Source organism: Nocardia aurantiaca (assembly GCF_009708175.1).
Classification (GTDB): Bacteria; Actinomycetota; Actinomycetes; order Mycobacteriales; family Mycobacteriaceae; genus Nocardia; species Nocardia aurantiaca.
Genome location: NZ_WMBB01000002.1, coordinates 45,077 through 61,052, shown reverse-complemented (window position 1 = coordinate 61,052; position 15,976 = coordinate 45,077). Strand labels below are relative to the sequence as shown.

Below are 15,976 nucleotides of genomic sequence, written 5' to 3'. Positions count from 1 at the left end.
GGCCCGTCGGGTCCGTCTGGTCGGCCGGATGAGCGCGGCCCGCCGTACTCGCTCACCGTGCCTCCTGTTCTTTCATGTCCCGCTTACGCGCGCGCCGGTTCCTGGTGACCCTGTCTTGCGTCCCCGGGTCGAACTCTTCGTCGGCCGGGTCGGACTGCCCGCGGAAGCGGTGCCACAACCGGCGACCGACCAGCAGGAGCAGCAGTGCACAGGCGCACGCTGTAATTATTGCCAACACCTGACCGTAGGCGTTGGACCGCACCGATACCGATACCGCATTGCCGAGCGGCACGCCGTCGGGTGTGGTGAGCGCGATGGGAATGACCAGGTTTCTGCTGTCGGAAACCTCGGTGGGGATCTGGAAGGATCGATTCCCCTTGGCGGGCAGCTGCTGTTCGCCGATATCAGTGATGTTCGTCTCGGCCGGTGCGCCGATTTTGAACCGCACCCGAATGGCCACCGGCAGGTCGTTGCGGGCCACCAGCAGCAGCGGACTCTGTTCGGAGGCGAGGGTATAGACGCCGCCGGGCGGCAGCACCGTCACCGAACCGAACAGGTTGTCCATGGTTTTGGTGGTCTGGTCGAGGCGGCGCTGGGCATTGGTGTCCGCGGTGGCGGCCCCGGCCCGGCGGTCGGACAGCGACAGCACCCGGATCAGATCGTCACGCAGCGGATTGAGGAAGGCGCGCGGGCTGAGTTCCTGCTGCGGCACGTCTACCAGCGCGCTCATCAGCTCGGTGATGCGCTGCGCCTGCTGGTGCACGGGTTCGGCGTAGCGCGCGGGCACCGCGTCGTCGGCGGCCCGGCTCGGATAGTCGAGCTGAAAACCCTGCGGATCAGGCTGCTGCGCGAGCAGGTCGGTGAACGGCCGCGGCGTGGCGAGGCCGTTCTTCACCAGCAGGTCCAGCTGGGCCAGGACGGCCGAGGCCTCGTCGCGGTTGGCGCCCCACTGCTGCGGCGGTACCAGCAGCGCCGAGCGCGCCCGGCCGGGCTGCGGGTTCAGCGCGGTCCACGTGATCGCCCCGAGCGCGTCCTGCAGCCGGGCGGCGCGGGAGTCGTTGGTGACGTCGTAGCGGACCTTGTCCGGGGTGAAGGGCGGGGTGGGCGGATTGGATCCGATGGCGGCCAGGGCGGTCGCGGCCCAGATGTCGAAGGTGGCGGCATGCAGGGCGGCAGGGGCCGCCGGTGGTGTCGCGCCCGCGGCGGGCGGCACCGTGACGTCGGCGAGGTTCACCACGTCGGGCGTCCCGGGTTCGGTTCCGCCGCCGGGCGGGGTCTTGGCGGAGATGAGGTTGGCGCGGGCGTCGCCGGTGGTCACGGCATTGTCGGCGAGGACGGTGGTGGTGAAGCCGTGGTGTGCGAAGAGGGTGGCGCCCTCGGTGTCCACGGTGCCGGCGTCCGGAACGGCCACGCCGCGCACCGATTTCACCGTGAGGATGGAGTCGATCAGGTCGGCGGGTGCGTTGAGCGCCCGGTCGGTCAGGGTGACGTCCCCGGCGGCGGCCAGCGCGGTCGGGTCGACCTGCGCGAAGGGCAGCGCTACCACGCACATTCCGGGTGCGAGCGCGCGCAGCCGTTCCAGCCAGGCCTTGGCGGCGTGGCTCCCGGCGCCGGAACGGGTGGGCCCGTCCGGGTCCGAGGGACTGGCCAGCACCCGGTAGTCCCTGGTCATGTCGGACACGGTGATGAGCAGGTCCGGGTCGACGGCCAGGCAGATCGCGTTGACGAGGCTGCGGTCGCGCCCGCTGTCGGGCTTGATCATGCTCTCCAGCGCGGACAGCAGCTGGTCCAGTCGTCCGCCCTGCGCGAGCGACGCGGCCAGGTCGTCATCGGTGAGCAGGGCCTGCCCGTCCGGGGCGCCGGGTTGTCCGGCCACCAGGCGGGGCCGGTCGGCCAGCGGCCACAGCATGGTGGTGGCCACCGGCGGGGCGTCCACGGCGGACGGGGTGGGCTGGGCGGTCGCGTGTTTGGGGTCGGCGGCGCCGGGCACGCCGAGCACGGGCAGCAGGAAGCGTGCGTCGTCGAGGCGGGCCTGGCCGCCGTAGGCGGGCTGGCCGTTCACATTGAGCAGTAGCGGGTAGACGCCCGGCGAGTCGATGTCCAGCGACGAGATCCCGCTGGGCAGATCGGTTCCCGCGCGCAGGGCGACGGTGAGGCTGAACTGTTTGCGCTGTCCGGGTGTCAATTGTTCTGCGACATCCTGGAATTCGCCGTTGATGTCGTAGTTGATCTGGTCCAGGCGCAGGGTGGAGCGCAGGCCGCTGGGGCTGGTGACGGGGGCGCCGCGTTGGATGCGGATGCTGACGTCGTCCACCGGCCGGTCCCCGATATTGGTGACGGTCCCCGACACCACGAAGTAGGGGTCGCTGGTCGCGGTGATGGAGGTGGGCGTCACCGAATCCAGCGATAGCTTCAGGAATTTCGGTCCGTTCGATTCCGCGCTGCCGCTGCCGGTGGGTTCGGCGGCGGCAATGGGTGTGCCGATTCCGGGTCCGATTCCCAGCGTCGTGAGCACCGCCAGCAGTACCGCGACGAGTGAAAGCAGCGGGCGCTGCGATCCCGTACGCGTCATTGTCTGCCGTTCTCCATCCGGTCGATCAGCCGGTTGGCGACCTCGGCCAGCCTGCGCTCGTCAGCGTAGGCGAGCCGGGAGTCTAGTTCGCTCAAGGGAACCCATGCGACCTTGGTGACCTCGACGTCGGCGTCGGAGAGTTCACCCCCGAGCGAGCGCATCAGATAGTGGTGCACGGTTTTGTGTACCCGCCGGCCCTCGGTGACGAACCAGTAGTCGATGCTGCCGAGTTCGGCGACCACGGTGCCGTGGATGCCGGTCTCCTCCTGCACCTCGCGAATGGCCGCCTGCACGGCGGTCTCGCCCTCTTCGATGTGCCCCTTGGGCAGCGACCAGAGCAACCGTCCACGCCGGTCGGTTCGTCCGATGAGGGCGGCGCAGCGCTTCTCGCTGGGGCCGTCGAGGCCGTCCACCACCAGCCCGCCCGCGGAGGTCTCGCGGACGGTGCGCATGCGCGGTTTCGCCGCACCGGTGGATTTCGCCGCATTACCGGCCGAACCACGCCGCCGGGGCTGGCGGCGTCGACTGTTCGCGCGATCGGCCGGGGACACTGCGTCAGTCTATAGGGGACGGCGCTCCGGCCCGCCCCAGCGCGGTGGCTCCTATATATACAGAGCTCTCGTAGCAGGTAGACACCGGTCGTGGCGCGGCACGCCGGGTGCTCACCGGCCGTGGCCGGGCGCTTTTCGGGGATCGGGCCCCCTAGCGACTAAGCTGCGTTTTCGTGGTTTCGCCGAAGTCCGAGGAAGCAGCCGTGGAGGATCGTCGTACTCGCTTGCTGGCGGCGGCCGCGATAACCCTGGGACGGCTCTCGGATGTCCTGACCCCGCTGGGTGAACTGTTCGCCGCGCACGGTCATCGGCTGTATCTGGTCGGCGGCAGTGTCCGCGACGCGGTACTCGGCCGGTTGGGCACCGATCTGGACTTCACCACCGACGCCCGCCCCGAGGTGGTGCAGGAACTCATGCGCGGCTGGGCCGACAACCTGTGGGACACCGGCGGCCTGGCGTTCGGCACGGTCAGCGCGTCCCGGGCCGGGCAGCAGCTGGAGATCACCACCTTCCGCAGCGACACCTACGACCGGGTCTCACGCCATCCGGAGGTCACCTTCGGCGATACCCTCGAGGGCGATCTGATCCGCCGCGACTTCACGGTGAACGCCATGGCGGTGAGCATCGGCGGCCTGGGCGAACTGGAGTTCGTGGATCCGCTCAACGGCATCGAGGCGCTGCTGGCCGGGGTGCTGGATACGCCGGCGCTGCCGCACGATTCGTTCCAGGACGACCCGCTGCGCATGCTGCGCGCCGCGCGCTTCGTCTCGCAGCTGGGCTTCCGGCTGGCGCCGCGGGTGCGTGAGGCGATCGTCGAGATGGCCCCGGAGATCGACCGCATCACTGCCGAGCGGGTGCGCACCGAGCTGGACAAGCTGATCGGCGGCGAATTCCCGACCGAGGGCATCGACATCATGGTCGAGACCGGTCTGGCCGAACGGGTGCTGCCCGAGCTCCCGGCCATGCAGCTGGAGATCGACGAGCACCACCAGCACAAGGACGTTTACCAGCATTCGCTCACCGTGCTGCGCCAGGCCATCGACCAGGAGCAGGGTGATCCGGATCTGGTGCTGCGCTGGGCCGCGCTGCTGCACGACATCGGCAAGCCGCCGACCAAGCGCAACGAGCCCGGCGGCGGTGTCAGCTTCCACCACCATGAGGTGGTGGGCGCGAAGATGGTGCGAAAGCGCATGCGCGCCTTGAAATATCCCAAGCAGTTCACCGAGGACGTGGCGCGGCTGGTGTACCTGCACCTGCGCTTCCACGGCTACGGCAAGGGCCAGTGGACCGATTCCGCGGTGCGGCGATACGTGACCGACGGCGGCGAGCTGCTCCCCCGCCTCCACAAGCTGGTCCGCGCCGACTGCACCACCCGCAACAAGCGCCGAGCCGCCCTGCTGCGCTCGACCTACGACGATCTGGAAACCCGGATCGAGCGCCTGCGGGAGCAGGAGGATCTGGAACGGGTGCGCCCGGACCTGGACGGCAATTCGATCATGGAGCTGCTCGACCTGAAGCCGGGCCCGGATGTCGGCAAGGCGTGGCGCTTCCTCAAGGAACTGCGCCTGGACCGCGGTCCGATGACCCGCGAAGAGGCCGAGGCGGCCCTGCTCGAGTGGTGGCCGACACAGCAGTCCTAGGGTCGCCCATTCCGGCGCGCTTCTGGCCCGGCCCAGAACATGCCGGGATGACGGGGCCCGCTCAGAAGATGATGAGCGTCGTCCCCGCGACGATGGCCGCTCGAATCTGGGCCAGGTCGAACGATCCGGTCACCCCGGGCAGGTCGACGGTGAAGAAGACGTGCTCGCCGACGTGCTCGGCCCGGCTGATTCGCGCCTGACTGGGCAGGCCCGACAACGGGATCGGGTTGAGCGTGGTGAATCGCTTGGGCGCGCGCACTTTTCGCCAGTGGGCGCGGTGCACGGTGATGGACAGCACATTGTCGGTGATCTCGGCCGCGGCCAGCGCCCGGATCCGGCGGCGGCGGTGCCGGGCGAGGATGAGCCCGTCGGCGGCGGGTTCGAGTTCCCAGTCGGGTTGCCAGGTGTTGATCCAGTCCAGCAGTGCCGCAAGGGTTATCACGCCGCTGAGGTCGAGTTGTGAGGTGCGCACCTTGGTGGGGACGCCGGGGATGAGCCGTACGCCGTGGGCGATGACGGTCAGTTCCTCGATCGGATGGGTGTTCCAGAGCAGACCGGTGAGCACGGTCTTGGTCTGGAAGTGCGCACCGCGCCGGCGGACCTTCAGCGTATGCAGGGTGGCCCGCAGATCGTGGCCGAGCAGGGTGGCCTTGACCTCCTGCCCACCGAACTGGCTGAGGATGCCTTCCGACAGCAGGGTCATGAGCACGTCGGGCATGAGCGCGGTGACCGTCCCGGCTCCGAAGTCCGCGGCCGGTTCGAGCCAGGCGGTGGTGAAACTCGTCCACTGATCCAGCCAGCTCTGGTCGAACAGGCGTCTTCCGAGGTCCATGCCCAGGTCCACCGCGCGCAAGGGTGACCAGGCCTTCGGATCGAAATACGTGGCCATGATTGCTTCGAGCGTACTGGCCGCCGGCGTCGGCGCCACCGACACGACACTGAACAGTAGCGCTATTCGAGGTTTCATGTTCCGCATCCACGGAGTAATCGGATTGTATGTCCCGCAGTTGCGGCTATATCCTCCCTTCTGTGCCCGACATTCGGATTCGCGACGCTGCCCGGCTGTTGGGTGTCAGCGACGACACCGTGCGCCGCTGGATCGACGGCGGCATGCTGTCCGCGCGCAAGGACGAGTCCGGTCGCCTGGTGGTGGATGGCAAGGAGCTCGCGGAACTGGCCGTCGAGCAAGCCCGCACTCCACAGACCCGGATGGGTAGCGCCAGTTCGGCACGCAATCGGTTTCCGGGACTGGTCACCAGGGTGGTGACCGATACCGTGATGGCACAGGTGGAGATGCAATGCGGACCGTTCACAGTCGTGTCGTTGATGAGCAGCGAGTCGGTGCGCGAGCTGGGGCTGCGACCAGGCAGCGTGGCGTGGGCGAGCGTGAAGGCCACCACGGTCGTGGTGGAGACCGCCGCGGAAACCGGTGGCGTGGCCTAGGTTCCAGGTCGGGCGCCGCCCTGGCCGCGACCGCGGTGCTGGGCGCGGGCCTGCTGTCGGGCTGTGGTTCCTCGTCGACCAGCGGTGACACCAAGACGATCACCGTGTTCGCGGCCGCCTCGCTCCAGCGGGTGTTCACCCAGCTGGGCACCCAGTACGAGAGCGCGCATCCCGGCACCAGGGTGGCCTTCTCCTTCGCTGGCTCCTCGGATCTGGCGGCGCAGTTGAACCAGGGCGCGCCCGCCGATGTCTTCGCCTCCGCCGATCAGGCGAACATGGACAAGGCGGTCAAGGGCGGCCGGATCACCGACCGACCGCAGACCTTCGCCACCAATTCCCTGACCATCGTGACGCCGCCGGGTAATCCGGCGCACATCGGATCGCTGTCCGATCTGTCCAAGCCGGACCTGCGCCTGGTGGTGTGCGCGCCGCAGGTGCCGTGTGGTTCGGCCGCCAGGAAGGTGACTTCCGCTGCGAATGTGTCGATTTCGCCGGTGAGCGAGGAGTCCTCGGTGACCGACGTGCTGGCCAAGGTGACCTCGGGACAGGCCGACGCGGGCCTGGTCTACGTCACCGACGCCGCGGGTGCGGGCGCCAAGGTGACCACCGTGAACTTTCCGGAGTCGTCGACCGCGGTGAACGTCTATCCCATCGCCGCCGTAACGGATTCGAAGAACGCCGAGGCCGCGAAGGACTTCGTCACGCTGGTCACCGGGCCGGACGGCCGGAAGGCGCTGCGGCAGGCCGGTTTCGGACTGCCGTGATGAAACCTCCGGTCTGGTTGCTGCTGCCGGCGGCCATCGGCTTCGTGCTGGTGGCCGGCCCCCTGGTAGCGCTGACCGGGGCGGTGGACTGGTCGCATTTCCTGGACCTGATCACCTCGGAGTCCTCGCGGGTGGCGCTGCTGCTGAGCCTGCGCACTTCGCTGGCGGCCGCGGTGCTGTGCGTGCTGCTGGGCGTGCCGATGGCCGCGGTGCTGGCCCGCTCGCGCTGGGGCGTGCTGCCGGTGCTGCGCGCGCTGGTGCTGCTGCCCTTGGTATTACCGCCGGTGGTGGGTGGCCTGGCGTTGTTGTACCTGTTCGGACGGAACGGGCCGGTGGGCCATGAGCTCGAGTCGCTCGGCGTCCGCATCGCCTTCAGCACGACGGCCGTGGTGCTGGCCCAGACCTTCGTGGCGCTGCCGTTCCTGGTGATCACGCTGGAGGGCGCCATGCGCACCGCGGGTGACCGCTACGAACGGATCGCCGCGACGCTGGGAGCGCGGCCGTGGCTGGTGTGGTGGCGGGTGACGCTGCCGCTGCTGCGCCCGGCCCTGGTGTCGGGCACGATCCTGGCCTTCGCCCGCGCCCTGGGCGAGTTCGGCGCGACGCTCACCTTCGCGGGCAGCCTGCAGGGCAGGACCCGCACCCTGCCGCTGGAGATCTACCTCCAGCGCGAGTCCGATCCGGATGCCGCCGTGGCGCTTTCGCTGCTGTTGGTGCTGGTGGCCGCCGTGATCGTGCTGGTGGCGTATCGCCGGCCGGAAGCGCGCTAGCGTGACTGCCATGTCGCCGATCTTCGTGTCCCGCGCCGAGCGCATCGTCGATGCGCTGCTGACCGCCGATCCGCAGCTGGCCGCCTCGGTCGGCGACCATCGCGCCGACTCTCGGCTACCCGACTGGTCCCCCGAGGCGGTGCGCGGGCGCGTCGGCCTGCTGCGCGAGGCCTCGCACACGCTGGCGGAGGTCGACGCAGACGATCTCGCCCCCGAGGACGGGGTCGATCTCGCGCTGCTGCAGCAGGAGGTCGACGGCACGCTGTTCGCGCTCACCGAGATCCGTGAGCACGAGTGGAATCCGCTGGTGCACAACCCCGGACCGCTGCTGTACCACCTGTTGTCGCGTCCCTTCGCTCCCGCCGAGGTCCGGTTGGAGGCGCTGCGCGCCCGGCTGACGGCGCTGCCCGATGCGCTGGCCACTGCCTGCGCGGTGCTCGGCGACCTACCGCGCGTGCACGTCGAGACGGCCATCGGCCAGTTCGGCGGGGTGGCCGCGCTGGTGCGCGACCAAGTGCCCGCGCTGGCCGCGCAAGCGCCCGGCTTCGCCATCGAACCCGCTGCCACCGAGGCGATTTCGGCGTTGAACGAATTCCTCACCTGGCTCACCGGACGATTGGACGGCGCGGACCGTGACCCGCGCCTGGGCCGCAGGCTGTGGGAGGCCAAGCTCTGGCACACGCTCGATACCGAGCTGGGCTCTCGGGAGATCCTGGATCGCGCCTTTCGGCATCTGGACCAGCTGACCGGCGAGATCCGTTCCGCCGCAGGCGAACTGCTCGGTATCTCGAATCCCGATGACCGCACCGTCCGCCGGGCGCTGGAGCGGCTGTCGGCCGACCATCCGACCGATGCCACCGTGGTCGCGGTCGCCACCGACGCCCTGGCCGAGGCCACCGCCTTCGTCCGCGCCCACGATCTGGCCACCCTGGTCGAGGATCCGCTGGTCATCCAGGAGATGCCGGAGTTCGCGCGCGGGATGGCGGTGGCTTACTGCGATCCGGTCGGTCCGCTCGAAACCGCCGAGCTCCCCACCTTCTTCGCCATCGCGCCGACCCCGGCGGACTGGTCGCCCGCGCGAGTGATCTCGTTCTATCGCGAATACAACGACCACATGATGCGGAATCTGACCGTGCACGAGGCCATGCCCGGTCACTATCTGCAACTGGCCCGATCCCGGCGCTTCCGCGGTTCGACCCCGGTCCGCGCCTTGTGCTGGAGCGGCACCTTCATCGAGGGCTGGGCCGTCTACACCGAGAAACTCATGGCCGACACCGGTTTCGGCGGCCTGCCGGTCCGGATGCAGCAGCTGAAGTCGCACCTGCGCATGACCATCAACGCCATCCTCGACCAGTCGGTGCACTGCGATGGCATGACCGAGGCCGACGCCATGCGCCTGATGCGGGAGCGCGGCCTCCAGGAGGAGGGCGAGGCGGCCGGCAAGTGGCGACGCACCCTGCTCAGCTCCACCCAGCTGTCGACCTATTTCGTCGGCTACACCGAGGTCGCCTCGATAGCCGCCGCCCGCCCGGCCGCCACCGCCCTGCGCGACTGGCACGACGCCATGCTCGCCCACGGCTCCCCCGCCCCGCGCCATTTGCGCACCCTCCTCCGGATCGACGGGAGCTGATTCGATGACCTGCCCGGCATCGTGCCGCGCCCGCTGTGACAGCGGTTGCTGCGGTTCTGCCTCGCGGGCGCCTGGTCGGCGACGTCCGGTCGATGCACCGCCGTCGATCGATGTGCGCCGGACCGGGACGGTGGTCTCGCGCGCATGCTGCGGAGCAGGCTGTCGCGCCCGATGTCCCGCTGTACGGAGCCGGATGCGGGACGTGGCGTGTTCGGGGAGGGCCGGATGAGCGGACTGATGGTGTCAGCGCGACTCGCGGATCGGGATTTCCAGGTGGAGTTGGACGTTCCGGTCGGTGAAGTGCTGGCGGTGCTCGGACCCAACGGGGCGGGTAAGTCCACGCTGCTGGATGTGGTCGCCGGCCTCGAGGTTCCGGACGAGGGAGAAGTCCGGCTGGGCGACCGTGTCCTGACCGATGTCGCGCAGGGCGTTGCGGTGCCGCCGCATCGGCGGGCCGTCTCATTGCTGGCGCAGGACGCCCTGCTCTTCCCGCATCTGTCGGTGGCCGCGAATGTGGCGTTCGGGCCGCGCAGCCGGGGTATGGGTGGTCGAGCCGCTGCCGCGCTGGCGCGCGAATGGCTCCGGGCGGTGGACGCGGAGCGGTTCGCGGACCGGTCCCCCGATTCTCTTTCCGGCGGTCAGGCGCAGCGCGTGGCCTTGGCTCGCGCGTTGGCCGTGCACCCGCGGATATTGCTGCTGGACGAGCCGATGGCCGCGTTGGATGTGACCGCGGCGCCCGCCATGCGGGCGCTGCTCCGCGAAGTTCTGCGGCAACCCGCGCCCGGTAGCGCGGACGCCGCATCGCTCGCCGGTGGGTGGGAGGTCGGCGCGCATGCCGTCGCGCTGCCGGATGCCCGGCCCAGCGCGACGATTCTGGTGACGCACGACATCATCGACGCGGTGACACTGGCCGATCGGGTCGCGGTGATCGAGTCCGGCCGCGTCATCGAGTCCGGTTCGGTGGCAGCGGTATTGGCGCGCCCACGCAGCCGGTTCGCGGCTCGGATCGCCGGAGTCAATCTGATCATGGGTTCGGCGGCGAGCGGCGGCAGCGCCGGTCTGGGGGCGGTCACGGACGAGACGGCCGAGGTCGTCGGCAGGTCCGAGGGCGCGTGGACGCCGGGTGGCCGGGCGGCGGCGGTGTTCTCGCCGGTGGCCGTGGCGGTGCACCTCGAGCATCCGGAGGGTAGTCCCCGCAATGTGTTCCGGGTGCGGGTGGCCGAACTGGAGGATCGCGGTGGAATCGTGCGGGTGCGCGCGGTGGACGGTCCGGGGGCGGCAGCGGGCCTGGCGGCGGATCTGACGCCGGCCGCGGTGGCCCAGTTGGGCGTGGCCCCCGGGATGGAGGTGTATTTCGCGGTGAAGGCGACCGAGGTGGAGGTCTATCCGTATTGACGTGCGTCGGCGTTCAGGCCGCCGCCAGCGCGCGCAGGCCGTCGGCGCAGCTCGGATACTGCGGCTTCCAGCCGAGTTCGCCCTTGGCCCGGGCGTTGGAGACCCGCATGCTCGCCCGCGTCATCTCGTACAGGTAGGACAGGGGCCGCAGCAGACCGCCGGGCACGGTGAAGGGCCTGGGCGTGCCGAAGGTTGCGGTCACCAGCCGCAGGTGCGCCCCGAATCCGAGCGGGCTGTCGTCCACGATGTTGTAGGCCTGGCCCGGCGTGCCGTCCTCGACGGCGGCCGCCACGGCCGCGCCCGCGTCGGCGAGATCGACCCACGGCAGCACCCGCCCGCGGTCGTTCACCGCGGGCAGCTGTCGCTTGCGCAGCATCTCCACGATCGATTCGGTGCCGCCCTGCCCGTAGAAGAGGCCGAAGCGCAGTGAAATCCCCTCGATGCCAGGGGTGTTCAGCATGAGCTCCTCCTTGACGCGCATGCCTTCCAGGTGCCGTACGTCCGATCCCCTGCCGCCGCAACCGAAGTCGTCGGTCTCGGTGAGGACTCGGTCGCCGAAGTCGCGGTAGCCGTAGCCGAAGACCATGGATTCGGCGATCATGCGCCGCGCCCCGGCGAGCTGTGCGGCCTCCACCAGGTGGGCGGTGCCGGTGACACGCAGGTCGTCGGTGGCGAACATGTCCCGGTGCCGCATGGCCGCCTTGCGCAGCGCGGTGGCCGCGTGCACGACCGTGTGGACGGTCAGGCCCTCGACGGCGCGCAACAGCTGGTCGCGGTTCATGAGGTCGGCGACCACATCATTGCCGGCGCCGCGGCCCAGGGACAGAACCGTGTAGCCGCGTTGCCGCAGAGCGCGGGCGATATGCCCGCCGAGGACTCCGCTCGCACCGGCCAGGAGGACGTTCTCGGTGTCGTTCATGTCCATGGGACAGGGAATGCCCACCGGAAGTGACAGCGCGCTAGTGTGATCCATGACACAGCTTTTGTCGTGACATCCTTGTCGTCGGAGGCGAGCGCGCCCACAATCGGATCACGACGACAGCTGGAGGACGCATATGACGCTGGATCTGAACAGCGACCTCGGCGAGGGTTTCGGCGATTACGCCATGGGTGACGACGCCGCCATGCTGGACGTGGTCACCAGTGCCAATATCGCCTGCGCCTTCCACGCCGGGGACCCAGCCATCATGCGCCGCACCTGCGCCCTGGCCGTGGAGAAGGGCGTGCGCATCGGCGCGCACGTGGGTCATCGCGACCTGTCCGGGTTCGGCCGCCGCGCCATCGCCATCGCCCCGGCCGACCTGCGGGACGAGACGCTGTATCAGATCGGGAGCCTGGACGGCTTCGCCCGCGCCGCCGGCGACCGGGTGCGCTACGTGAAACCCCATGGCGCGCTGTACCACCAGGCCGCCGCCGATCGCGCGCTGGCCGATGCGATCGTCGCGGCCATGCGGGAATTCGGCGCGGAGCTGGCCTTGCTCGGCCCGGCCGCCACCGAACTCGAGCGTGCGGCGCTCGCCGCCGGAATTCCGTTCGTCGGCGAGGGTTTCGCCGATCGCGCCTACACGCCGGAGGGCCTGCTCGCACCGCGCGGGTTGCCGGGTTCCGTGCTCGGCGCGGAGGCCGCGGTGGCGCAGGCGCTGTCGATCGCGCGGGTCGGGAAGGCCACCAGCATGGACGGCGCCACGGTCGAGGTCTCGGCCACCAGCATCTGCGTGCACGGAGACACCCCGGCGGCCGTCGAGATGGCGCGCCGGATTCGCGCCGCTCTCGACGAATCCGGCACGCCCGTGCGGGCTTTCGCCTGATTCGGGGTGGACGGCCATGACCGATTCCGGAGATATCGAGCGTTTCGGCGAGGTGCGGGCGGCGGGTGACCGTGCGCTGCTGGTGATTCCACCGTTGCGCGCCATGGTCGCCGAGCTGGTCTCGGCGCTGCGGCCGCGCCCGGCGGGGGTGGTCGACGTGCTGCCCGCCGCCGACACGGTCCTGGTGATCCTGGAATCACCGCACGCCGCCGACACGGTGCGAAAGCAGCTGCGGGCCTTGCTGGTTCGTTTCGATGCCGCCGCCCGGGTGACAGTCGGCGACCGGGGCCTGCCGGGCCGGCGTCCGGATGGCCATCCGGTTGTCGACCCGCGCGGCGACGGCTTCCGCGGCGAGCCCGTCGTCATCCCGGTCCGCTACGACGGCGAGGACCTGCCCCGGGTCGCGCGCCTGCTGGGGCTGACCGAGGCCGAGGTCGTCGCCCAGCACACCGGCACGGTTTGGCGCTGCTCCTTCGTGGGTTTCGCGCCCGGCTTCGGCTATCTCGAATCACCGGACGGCCGCATGATCGTTCCGCGGCGCACGCAGTCGCGCACCGCCATCCCCGCGGGAGCCGTCGCGCTCGCGGGCGGCTACTCCGCCGTCTACCCGCGCCGAAGTCCGGGCGGGTGGCAGTTGATCGGCACCACCGACGTGCCGATGTGGGATGTGGATCGGGAGCCGCCCGCCCTGGTGCGCGCGGGCACCCGGGTCCGGTTCGTGGAAGCGGGGACGGACACATGAGCGGATTGCGTGTCGAACGGGTGGGCCCGCTGGCCACCATTCAGGACCTGGGCCGCCCGGGCTGGTTCGATTCGGGGGTCGGCGCCGCCGGCGCCGCGGACCGGGCCTCGCTGCGGCTGGCCAATCGCCTGGTCGGGAATCCGGAGGGCGCGGCGGGCATCGAGGTGCTGCTGGGCGGTCTGGAACTGCTGGCCGACCGGCACGTCACGGTGGCGGTGACCGGCGCGTCCGCCCCCGTCACGGTCGACGACCGCCCGATGGGCCCGGCCAGCGTGCTGGAAATCGAGGCGGGACAGCGGCTTCGGCTCGGCTTCGCCGGCACCGGTCTGCGCACCTATGTGGCGGTGCGCGGCGGTATCGAGGTCGCGCCGGTGCTGGGCTCCCGCAGCCGCGACACCCTCTCCGGCATCGGCCCGGAACCCCTGCATCCCGGGGATCTCCTACCCGTCGGGAAGCCGCCACGCACGCTGCCGATCGTCGATGTCGCGCCGGTGCCCGCGTTGGGCAACGACCTGCTCACCGTGCGCGCCGTGCCGGGCCCGCGCGCGGACTGGTTCAGCGATGCCACAGCGCTTTTCGCGGGCGAATGGTCGGTGTCCCCGGACACCGACCGGATCGGCGCGCGGCTGGACCGGCGCCACGGACCCGCGCTGCGGCGCAGTGTGGCGAGCGAATTGCCCACGGAGGGTATGGCTCTGGGCTCGGTGCAGGTGCCGCCCAGCGGGCAACCCGTCGTCTTCCTCGCGGATCACCCGATCACCGGCGGCTATCCGGTGATCGCCGTGGTGGTGGATGCCGACGTGGACGCCATCGCACAGGCCCGGCCCGGTCAGGCCGTGCGGTTCCGCCGGCCCGATTGATCTGCCCGCGTCGCCGCGGATTCCGTTGGGCTACTTCAGCGTCGCGTGCATGAGGTACACGTTGTAGCTGTTCCACGCCGACATCGTGAAGTACAGGTTCTTCCCTCTGGACCACGGATGGATGTACCCGCCGTAGGTCGTCGGATAGTCGTTGGAGTCGACCAGCGTCACCGGATCGGTCCAGGCGCCCTGCGGTTCCGCGGCGGTGCGCAGCACGATGGCGTGCCGGTCCAGATCCAGGTAGAGCATCTGCCACTGCCCGGTCGACTTGTCGAAGCGCACCGACAGTTCACCCGCGGTCCCGGAGACGACCGGCGTGGCCAGCAAGTCGTCCGGCCCGATGGCGGGCACCCAGGTGTCGCCGATCCAGTACTGGTAGGCCGATTTGTTGAGCACCTGGTCGGTGGGCACCCGGGCCAGCGCGATGGTGCCGAACCGGCCGTTGGGCGTGCCGAACATATAGACGTATCCGTGGTGCGGCGTCATGCTCATGACCTGGAACCGCCCGAGCCCGAAGACGTTGTCCCAGCGCGCCCATTCGGATTTGGTCCAGGTCCTGCCGTTGTCGTCGGACCAGGCCAGCCCGCCCAGATTGGTCCACCACATGCCGGGCTTGTGGCGGCTCCAGCGGGCCACCGACATATAGGTCAGGTACTGCCGCCCGTTCAGCGCGAAGCCGGAGGTGGGGATGGTGGTGATCTCGAAGTTGTCGACCTTGCGGCTGCTCAGGATCTCGGCCGCGTGGCAGCGGCTGTCCTGGGCGAAGGTGTCCAGCCGCAGGCCCCGCGACAGGTCGCGATTGCTGCTGAAGGCGATGGAGTTGCTGCGCCAGTCCTGATCCGGGGTGCCCGCGCCGACCGGCCCCCAGCCCTTGCCGAAGGTATCGCCGAACGCGACCGCGATCTGCCCGGGTTTGGACTCCCACATGATGCCCAGGTCGGTACCGTCCACCGACCAGCGCATATCGGTGCGATTGGTGGAGCCGTGCCCGGTCACCTGGTTCACCAGTGCGAGCGAGTCGAGCGCGGGTGGGGCCACCGGCGCGGCGACCGGCGCGGGAGCCGGGGGCTGTATGGCCGGGGCGGGCTGGGGTTGCGGTTCCTGCGGATCGCCGCCGGGTATCGGGATCGGGACGGTTTCGGGAATCTGGTCTATCTGGATATGCGGCAGCTGGATCCCGCCCGATCCGCTGTCGGCCCGTGGTGCGGGGGTGGGCTCGGGCGCCGGTTGTGGTGCTGGTGCGTCGTCGCCGGTGCCCGGATCACCGGAGGAGTCGGCCGAATCCTCCGGGGGATCGGCCGGATCGTGCTGGGGCGCAAGGTTTTCCGGTCTGGGACTCTGGTCGTTGCGAATGTCCGGGCACGGATTGACGCACGGGTCCGCGGGCAGTGGCGCGGGAGTGATGCGGGTGTTGTCCTGCCGCGGTCCGGGGACTGGCACGGGTGTGAACTGCGGGATCGGCACCTGAATGTGGATGGTGGTGTCGGGCGCCGGCGGTTGCGGCAGCGGGACATCCGGGTTCGGCTCGCGGGCCAGCGGATCGAATCCCGTTTCGCCGCAGGCGTTCAGCGGCGGCGGGGCCCACGGGGCCAACGGATTCGCGGTGGCGGGCGCGGCGGGCAGCAGTAGGACCCCGGCCATGGCCAGGCTCGAGAGCGCAAGGGTCGCAGGTGCTTCGGAGCGCCGCGCAGTCATCCGTGGTGCTTCTCCTCGTCCGAGATCGGATCCGGTCCACCGTAGCCGTTCGGGCCGGATCCGCCGCGTGCTCGCGCGCCGTGTCGCCGGAGGGGATGACCGAGCC

Annotated in this window: 14 protein-coding genes; 9 read left to right on the top strand and 5 right to left on the bottom strand. The window is 70.1% G+C overall.

Features of this window, described 5'->3' with window-relative positions:
* Positions 1 to 52: 52 nt before the first annotated feature.
* Both GLP40_RS03795 and GLP40_RS03790 read right to left on the bottom strand, forming a co-directional pair.
* Complete coding sequence (locus tag GLP40_RS03795) at positions 53 to 2,572, bottom strand: DUF6049 family protein (protein ID WP_154786449.1); 2,520 nt, start codon at positions 2,570 to 2,572, stop codon at positions 53 to 55.
* Positions 2,569 to 3,123 (bottom strand): NUDIX hydrolase, encoded by a 555-nt coding sequence (locus GLP40_RS03790; RefSeq protein WP_328289649.1) that lies wholly within the window; start codon positions 3,121 to 3,123, stop codon positions 2,569 to 2,571. The genes GLP40_RS03795 and GLP40_RS03790 overlap by 4 nt, the downstream gene beginning before the upstream one ends.
* A gap of 203 nt (positions 3,124 to 3,326) precedes the next feature.
* Between GLP40_RS03790 and GLP40_RS03785 the strand changes: the two genes are divergently transcribed.
* The gene (locus GLP40_RS03785) at positions 3,327 to 4,763 is read left to right on the top strand and encodes a CCA tRNA nucleotidyltransferase (RefSeq protein WP_328289648.1); all 1,437 of its coding nucleotides are present in this window, start codon (positions 3,327 to 3,329) and stop codon (positions 4,761 to 4,763) included.
* A gap of 61 nt (positions 4,764 to 4,824) precedes the next feature.
* Here GLP40_RS03785 and GLP40_RS03780 read toward each other — a convergent pair whose 3' ends face one another.
* Entirely contained in the window at positions 4,825 to 5,652 is an 828-nt protein-coding gene (locus GLP40_RS03780) for a hypothetical protein (protein ID WP_154786448.1), read from the bottom strand.
* 140 nt (positions 5,653 to 5,792) lie between these two features.
* Here GLP40_RS03780 and GLP40_RS03775 point away from each other — a divergent pair, with 140 nt between their 5' ends.
* The 5 genes from GLP40_RS03775 to GLP40_RS03755 all read left to right on the top strand — a co-directional run bounded on the left by GLP40_RS03775 (position 5,793) and on the right by GLP40_RS03755 (position 10,765).
* A complete protein-coding gene (locus GLP40_RS03775; protein ID WP_328289647.1) occupies positions 5,793 to 6,206 on the top strand; it encodes a TOBE domain-containing protein in 414 nt (137 codons plus the stop codon).
* Between the two features lie 20 nt (positions 6,207 to 6,226).
* Positions 6,227 to 6,970: a molybdate ABC transporter substrate-binding protein gene (modA, locus tag GLP40_RS03770; protein WP_154786796.1), complete on the top strand. Its 744-nt coding sequence runs from the start codon at positions 6,227 to 6,229 to the stop codon at positions 6,968 to 6,970.
* The gene (locus GLP40_RS03765; protein WP_154786446.1) at positions 6,970 to 7,740 is read left to right on the top strand and encodes an ABC transporter permease; all 771 of its coding nucleotides are present in this window, start codon (positions 6,970 to 6,972) and stop codon (positions 7,738 to 7,740) included. The genes modA and GLP40_RS03765 overlap by 1 nt, the downstream gene beginning before the upstream one ends.
* 10 nt (positions 7,741 to 7,750) lie before the next feature.
* Positions 7,751 to 9,370: a DUF885 domain-containing protein gene (locus tag GLP40_RS03760; RefSeq protein ID WP_154786445.1), complete on the top strand. Its 1,620-nt coding sequence runs from the start codon at positions 7,751 to 7,753 to the stop codon at positions 9,368 to 9,370.
* Between the two features lie 225 nt (positions 9,371 to 9,595).
* Positions 9,596 to 10,765, top strand: coding sequence for a sulfate/molybdate ABC transporter ATP-binding protein (locus GLP40_RS03755; protein ID WP_154786444.1), 1,170 nt, complete (start codon positions 9,596 to 9,598; stop codon positions 10,763 to 10,765).
* Positions 10,766 to 10,778: 13 nt separating this feature from the next.
* On the opposite strand, the gene GLP40_RS03750 is transcribed toward GLP40_RS03755, so the two are convergent.
* Positions 10,779 to 11,738, bottom strand: a complete 960-nt coding sequence (locus GLP40_RS03750; protein ID WP_230329223.1) for an NAD-dependent epimerase/dehydratase family protein — start codon at positions 11,736 to 11,738, stop codon at positions 10,779 to 10,781.
* A gap of 82 nt (positions 11,739 to 11,820) precedes the next feature.
* Between GLP40_RS03750 and GLP40_RS03745 the strand changes: the two genes are divergently transcribed.
* From GLP40_RS03745 to GLP40_RS03735, 3 genes are read left to right on the top strand one after another with little or no spacing between them, the layout of a single operon-like run.
* Positions 11,821 to 12,573 (top strand): LamB/YcsF family protein, encoded by a 753-nt coding sequence (locus GLP40_RS03745; protein WP_154786443.1) that lies wholly within the window; start codon positions 11,821 to 11,823, stop codon positions 12,571 to 12,573.
* A 16-nt stretch (positions 12,574 to 12,589) separates the two neighbouring features.
* A complete protein-coding gene (locus tag GLP40_RS03740) occupies positions 12,590 to 13,315 on the top strand; it encodes a 5-oxoprolinase subunit B family protein (protein ID WP_154786442.1) in 726 nt (241 codons plus the stop codon).
* Positions 13,312 to 14,175 carry a 5-oxoprolinase subunit C family protein gene (locus tag GLP40_RS03735; protein ID WP_154786441.1) on the top strand — a complete coding sequence of 288 codons (864 nt, stop codon included), beginning with the start codon at positions 13,312 to 13,314 and terminating at the stop codon, positions 14,173 to 14,175. The genes GLP40_RS03740 and GLP40_RS03735 overlap by 4 nt, the downstream gene beginning before the upstream one ends.
* Positions 14,176 to 14,205: 30 nt before the next feature.
* Here GLP40_RS03735 and GLP40_RS03730 read toward each other — a convergent pair whose 3' ends face one another.
* Positions 14,206 to 15,870, bottom strand: a complete 1,665-nt coding sequence (locus GLP40_RS03730; RefSeq protein WP_154786440.1) for a DUF4185 domain-containing protein — start codon at positions 15,868 to 15,870, stop codon at positions 14,206 to 14,208.
* Positions 15,871 to 15,976: the final 106 nt, after the last annotated feature.

Coding starts and splice junctions, on each gene's coding strand:
- GLP40_RS03795 (WP_154786449.1), bottom strand. CDS start 2,572: ATGACGCGTACGGGATCGCAGCGCCCGCTGCTTTCACTCGTCGCGGTA.
- GLP40_RS03780 (WP_154786448.1), bottom strand. CDS start 5,652: ATGGCCACGTATTTCGATCCGAAGGCCTGGTCACCCTTGCGCGCGGTG.
- GLP40_RS03765 (WP_154786446.1), top strand. CDS start 6,970: ATGAAACCTCCGGTCTGGTTGCTGCTGCCGGCGGCCATCGGCTTCGTG.
- GLP40_RS03760 (WP_154786445.1), top strand. CDS start 7,751: ATGTCGCCGATCTTCGTGTCCCGCGCCGAGCGCATCGTCGATGCGCTG.
- GLP40_RS03755 (WP_154786444.1), top strand. CDS start 9,596: ATGAGCGGACTGATGGTGTCAGCGCGACTCGCGGATCGGGATTTCCAG.
- GLP40_RS03750 (WP_230329223.1), bottom strand. CDS start 11,738: ATGGATCACACTAGCGCGCTGTCACTTCCGGTGGGCATTCCCTGTCCC.
- GLP40_RS03745 (WP_154786443.1), top strand. CDS start 11,821: ATGACGCTGGATCTGAACAGCGACCTCGGCGAGGGTTTCGGCGATTAC.
- GLP40_RS03740 (WP_154786442.1), top strand. CDS start 12,590: ATGACCGATTCCGGAGATATCGAGCGTTTCGGCGAGGTGCGGGCGGCG.
- GLP40_RS03735 (WP_154786441.1), top strand. CDS start 13,312: ATGAGCGGATTGCGTGTCGAACGGGTGGGCCCGCTGGCCACCATTCAG.
- GLP40_RS03730 (WP_154786440.1), bottom strand. CDS start 15,870: ATGACTGCGCGGCGCTCCGAAGCACCTGCGACCCTTGCGCTCTCGAGC.